Raw genomic sequence first — 1,452 nt, 5'->3', positions numbered from 1 at the left:
AAAACGACGTACTGCCAACTTCAGTTGCCGGTCCTAATCAGACCCTATGTAATACTACAGCCTTCACCATGGCAGCCAACAACCCTGCTGTAGGTGTCGGTACATGGACTGTTACTGCTCCCGGTACTATCACTGCCGGTCAGCAGAACAACCGTGCTGCTGTAATTAATGTACCTGTAGGTACTTCTGTTGTTGCTACATGGACTGTTGTAAACGGTTCTTGTACCGTTTCCAGCAACGTTACGCTGCAAAACGATGCGCCACCAACTGCGCCACTTGCAGGTGGTGACCAGACACATTGTAACAACCCAGCCTTCACGCTGGCGGCCAATAATCCAACTGTAGGAACGGGTGCATGGAGCGTGGTTTCTTCTACTCCTGCCGGATTTACTTTCCCTGCGGGTAGTGTAAACAACCCAACAGCTAGCATCACTGTTCCTGTAGGTTCAACTGTAACATTGCGCTGGACTATTACCAACGGTACATGTTCACAGCCTGACGATGTTACACTGACTAACGACGCCCCTCCTACTACAGCGGTTGCTGGTCCTAACCAGACCCACTGTAATGTTCCATCCTTCACGCTGGCTGCTAACGCACCAACTGTTGGAACAGGTACATGGAGCGTAGTTTCTTCTAATCCTACCGGATTTGTTTTCCCTGCGGGTAGCATAAACAATCCAACTGCCACCATCACTGTACCTGCCGGTACATCGGTGACACTGCGCTGGACGACCAAAAACGGAAGCTGTACTTCCACAGCTGATGTTACGCTGAGAAATGATGCGCAGCCAACAGCGCCTCTTGCTGGTCCTGATCAGGAAAAATGTAACACGACTTCCTTCACACTGGCTGCTAATGCGCCAACTGTAGGAACCGGTGCATGGAGCGTAGTTTCTTCTACTCCTGCTGGTTTCACTTTCCCTGCGGGTAGCGTAAGCAATCCAACAGCTAACATCACTGTTCCTGTAGGTTCAACTGTAACATTGCGTTGGACTACCACCAATGGTACTTGTTCACTGACGGATGATGTGGTGCTGACAAACAATGCTCCGGCAACAACTTCTGATGCCGGTCCTGACCAACAAAAATGTAATACGTCTTCGTTCACACTGGCGGCTAATAATCCAACTGTAGGAACTGGTGCATGGAGCGTGGTTTCTTCTACTCCTGCCGGATTTGTTTTCCCTGCGGGTAGCGTAAGCAACAGAAACGCTTCTATCACTGTACCTGCTGGTACTTCGGTAACACTGCGCTGGACCATTACCAATGGTGTAACAGTTGCTGGCAGATGTACCTCTGTTGATGATGTAACACTCACCAACTTTGTGGCGCCTGCTACTGCGGATGCAGGTCTGGATCAAACCAAATGTAACACTACTGCCTTTACTATGGCTGCCAATGCAGCTTCTGTAGGTACCGGTACATGGACTGTTACTGCTCCGGGTACTA

General features: G+C 49.9%; 1 protein-coding gene. It reads left to right on the top strand.

The features are described 5' to 3' along the window. Positions 1–1,452, top strand: a 1,452-nt coding sequence (locus C7475_RS33105; RefSeq protein ID WP_158286677.1) for a hypothetical protein, incomplete at both ends; no start/stop codon positions are given.

The sequence above is a fragment of the Chitinophaga sp. S165 genome (assembly GCF_003182155.1).
Taxonomy (GTDB): Bacteria; Bacteroidota; Bacteroidia; order Chitinophagales; family Chitinophagaceae; genus Chitinophaga.
This window is presented reverse-complemented; position numbering and strand designations above follow the sequence as displayed.